Annotated in this window: 3 protein-coding genes; 1 reads left to right on the forward strand and 2 read right to left on the reverse strand. The window is 53.0% G+C overall.

All coding sequences use genetic code 11. The annotated features are described in order from the left end of the window. Positions 1–134: 134 nt before the first annotated feature. Together rodA and LKK83_RS18615 are read right to left on the reverse strand one after the other, a co-directional pair. Positions 135–1391 (reverse strand): rod shape-determining protein RodA, encoded by a 1257-nt coding sequence (rodA, locus tag LKK83_RS18610; protein WP_324632775.1) that lies wholly within the window; start codon positions 1389–1391, stop codon positions 135–137. 89 nt (positions 1392–1480) lie between these two features. Then, entirely contained in the window at positions 1481–2554 is a 1074-nt protein-coding gene (locus LKK83_RS18615) for an Mrp/NBP35 family ATP-binding protein (RefSeq protein ID WP_324632777.1), read from the reverse strand. A gap of 373 nt (positions 2555–2927) precedes the next feature. Between LKK83_RS18615 and hemF the strand changes: the two genes are divergently transcribed. After that, positions 2928–3971 (forward strand): oxygen-dependent coproporphyrinogen oxidase, encoded by a 1044-nt coding sequence (hemF, locus tag LKK83_RS18620; protein WP_324632776.1) that lies wholly within the window; start codon positions 2928–2930, stop codon positions 3969–3971. The last annotated feature ends 154 nt before the right edge of the window (positions 3972–4125 follow it).

Consider the following 4125-nt stretch of genomic DNA (forward strand, 5'->3'; position numbering starts at 1 on the left):
TCTGGTCTTCTGGTCAGGTGAGCTTGGGAAAATAAAGTCTTACCAAGCCCCTCCCTTTAGGGATGGGGTTCCTGACCGAGTACCAGTGGACTTACAGTGATTTTCTTTTCTAGTTTAATGGCAAAACCCACCGCTTAATACTTCTTGCGTTTTTCGCGGTGATTGGCCACCGATTCTACCAGACCGATCGCGATAAAATTGGTCAGCAAAGCCGAACGACCGTAACTGAGCCAGGGTAAAGGGATACCCGTCACGGGAGCCAGACCAATCGTCATGCCGATATTGACCACCACCTGAAACACCAACATCGAGAGCACCCCGATCGCGAGCAGAGAGCCGAAATTGTCCTTCGCGCTTTGCGCCACAATTGCCAGACGCAGGCAAATCAACCAAAACGCCAACAGCACCAACATTGCGCCGATGAAGCCCAATTCTTCGCCAATCGCGGAGAAGATAAAGTCCGTGTGCTGTTCTGGGATGAAATTGAGTTGAGTTTGGGTGCCGTTATAGAGTCCGCGACCGTACAGTCCGCCAGAACCGATCGCGATGCGAGATTGAATCAGGTGATAGCCTGCGCCGAGGGGGTCTTGTTCTGGATTGAGGAAAGTGGTTAACCGTTCTTTTTGATAATCCTTGAGCAAGCCCCACAAAAGGCTACCCACGCGGCCCGAGATTAAATTCATCACGATCGAAGCCAGAGCGCCCAACCAGGGCCAAGGAAGGCTGCGCCAAGCGAACAAAGCCACCAAACCGGTCCAAGCGAACCAGGCGGGTAAATAGACACTGAAGAGGATGGTAGCGACCACCGGAGAAACCATCAACAGCAACCAACCGATTTTGGCGTTACCCCAGTAGAGCATGCCCACCGTAATCGCGCCAAACACCAAAGAAGTCCCCAAATCTGGTTGCAAGAAAACCAATGCCCAGGGGACAGCGGTAATGGCCAGAATTTTGAAGACCGAAGGAAGAGTATCGGCGGTGCGATCGTGCAGGAGTGCGGCCAGGGTAATAATGACGCCTAACTTAGCGAATTCAGAGGGTTGAACGTTAAAGCCGCCAATGGCAATCCAGCGCTGTGCCCCCAACGCTTCCGTACCCACGAAAATCACAGCGAGCAACGCAAAATTCGTGACGCCATAGATGACCCACTTCCACTGGATGAGGGCATCGTAACGCGAGCGGGCGATCGTCAGCGCCAGGAGCAAACCAATGCTGCCCACGATCCAATGCTGCCACCAGTCAGTCCAACCCAAGTTAATTTCGGTGCTGCGGATCATAATCCCGCCAAAGGCCGTCAAGCCCACAGGCAGAGCCAGCAGCAGCCAATCGAGCTGAATCCAAGGTTGGATCCAGTCTCGCCAACGAATTCGCAGCAATGAGTTGTGAAACATATCTCAGGAATAAAGAAAAGTGTGAAGTATGAAGTTGGGGGATGTTGCCCGATTGGGTTTGTCCTTCATACTTCTTTCTTCTTATTTACTTAGGAGGCTAAAGCGACCACCGAAACTTTACCAGCAATTCGTTGGGCAATGTCGCGCATTGCTTTAGCCGAAGGGGACTCCGGATTGGAGATAGCGATGGGAATGCCGGCATCGCCGCCTTCTCGCAGGGAAATTTCCAGTGGTACGCAACCGAGTAAAGGCACCCCGAGTTCCTCAGCGGTTTTTTCTCCGCCACCGGAACCGAAGATATCGTATTTTTTCTCCGGCATATCCGGGGGGATAAAATAGCTCATATTTTCCACGATACCTAAAACCGGGACGTTTAATTGCTCGAACATTTTCAAGCCCTTGCGCGAGTCTAGCAAGGCCACCTCTTGGGGGGTAGTGACGATGACTGCCCCTGCCATTGGGACCGCTTGGGCCATTGTCAGTTGAGCGTCGCCGGTGCCGGGGGGCATATCCACAATCAGATAGTCCAGTTCTCCCCAGTTTACTTGATAGAGAAACTGACGAATGATGCCATTTAGCATTGGTCCGCGCCAGATTACTGGCTGGTCTTTGTCGATTAAGAAAGCCATTGACACCAGTTTGATGCCGTGATTGAACGCCGGTTCGAGCACTTCCCCTTCGGAACCTTGAGTGACCGTGACTTGAGCATTGGCCAATCCGAGCATCGCCGGGTCGTTCGGGCCGTAGATATCGGCATCGAGTAAGCCAACTTTCGCGCCGCTTTCGGCGAGAGTGACGGCGATATTGACGGCGATCGTGCTTTTGCCCACGCCGCCTTTACCGCTAGAGACGGCAAAGATATTTTTGACTCCTTCGATGCCTTGGCGGTCTGGCAGTTGTTTTTGTTGGGGAGTTTCTGCGGTGACATCAACTGCCACATCCTCGACTCCGGGCAGGGTGCGAACCGCTTTTTGGCAGTCTTCGACGATGAATTCGCGCAAGGGACAAGCGGGGGTGGTGAGGACTAGGGTAAAGCTGACTTTACCGCCATCGATCGCCACATTGCGAATCATGTTTAACTCGACTAAACTCTTTTGGAGTTCGGGGTCTTGAACTGGTCGCAATACGTCTAGGACTGCTTGGGAATCGAGTTTTTGAGACATAGTGTTCTCCTTGGGATGGAGGGAAGGATCTGCAAGGGTTGAGGTGGCGTCGGTGAGGGAAGCGGGAGGCTTCGGCGTTGGGCCTGCGCTGGATTGTTGCGAGGCGATCGCCGCCTCCTGTGCCATCCGCTTGCCGAACCACCCCAAACGTTTCTAATTATTTCGTAATGTATCTTTTTTTATAGTGTTATGTAGATTTTTTAAGGTGGCGGGGAAATTTCTTGATTGGGATACCATAGTTGAGTATCCTTATGATTTGCCTATGGTTGGGCAAAAGAATGCTTATCCAGAGCGATCGCGCCTAACCCGGATTTGGGATCCAATGGACTAGACTCCCGATTTCTGTTGCGGTAAACGACATTTCTTTAAAATTATGACAGTTTCTTCCACGTCTGAGGCTACGGTGAGCCAAAGCCTACCCCCGAGTGACTCCAGAGAACGAGTCAGCCAGTTCATGCGCTCGATCCAAGATAATATCTGTCAGGGATTGACCGAACTCGATGGGGGGGGCACCTTCAAGGAAGACGCTTGGGAACGTCCCGAAGGGGGTGGGGGCCGTTCTCGCGTGATTCGCGAAGGCAATGTCTTCGAACAAGGTGGGGTAAATTTTTCCGAGGTCTGGGGAACGCAACTGCCCCCCTCGATTTTGAAGCAACGCCCGGAGGCGGAAGGGCATGGATTTTATGCCACCGGTACTTCGATGGTGCTTCACCCGCGCAATCCTTACGTGCCCACGGTTCATTTGAACTACCGCTATTTTGAAGCCGGTCCGGTGTGGTGGTTCGGTGGGGGTGCGGATTTAACGCCGTACTATCCGTTTGCGGAAGATGCGGCGCATTTCCACAAGACCCTGAAGCAAGCGTGCGACGCTCACCATCCGGAGTATTATGCGGTTTTCAAACCTTGGTGCGACGAGTATTTTTATTTGAAGCATCGCCAAGAAATGCGCGGTGTGGGGGGGATTTTCTTTGACTATCAAGATGGTCGCGGCGAACTGTATCGCGGTCCGGATGCAAATGGTCCGGCGGCGCAGTACAGCCAGAGCATCGGGGAAGTTAAACCGCGCAATTGGGAAGAGTTATTTGCGTTTGTGCGCGCCTGTGGGGAGGCATTTATCCCGGCTTACGGGCCGATTATCGAGCGGCGGGGGTCGATGGAGTATGGCGATCGCGAGCGCAATTTCCAACTCTATCGGCGCGGACGTTATGTGGAATTTAATTTGGTGTACGACCGGGGAACGATTTTTGGCCTGCAAACCAATGGGCGCACTGAATCGATTCTGATGTCTTTACCGCCCCTGGTGCGGTGGGAATATGGCTATCAACCGGAACCGAATAGCCGGGAAGCCGAACTGACGGAACGATTCTTGAAACCGCAAAATTGGGCGGAGTGGACGCCAATCAACTCGCCTGCTTAGTGGGGGGTGGGTTTCATGCTACGCCGCGATCGCGACAAGCGATCGCGGTTCTGCTCGAACCTGACATTGCTTTTCCCGAAGTCAGGGACTCCGTAGAAACCAACCCCATGTCTAAAGCCAGGGGCTTGTACTTCTAACCACCTGACCAGCCTAA

The organism is Phormidium sp. CCY1219 (assembly GCF_035615515.1).
Taxonomy (GTDB): Bacteria; Cyanobacteriota; Cyanobacteriia; order Cyanobacteriales; family Laspinemataceae; genus CCY1219.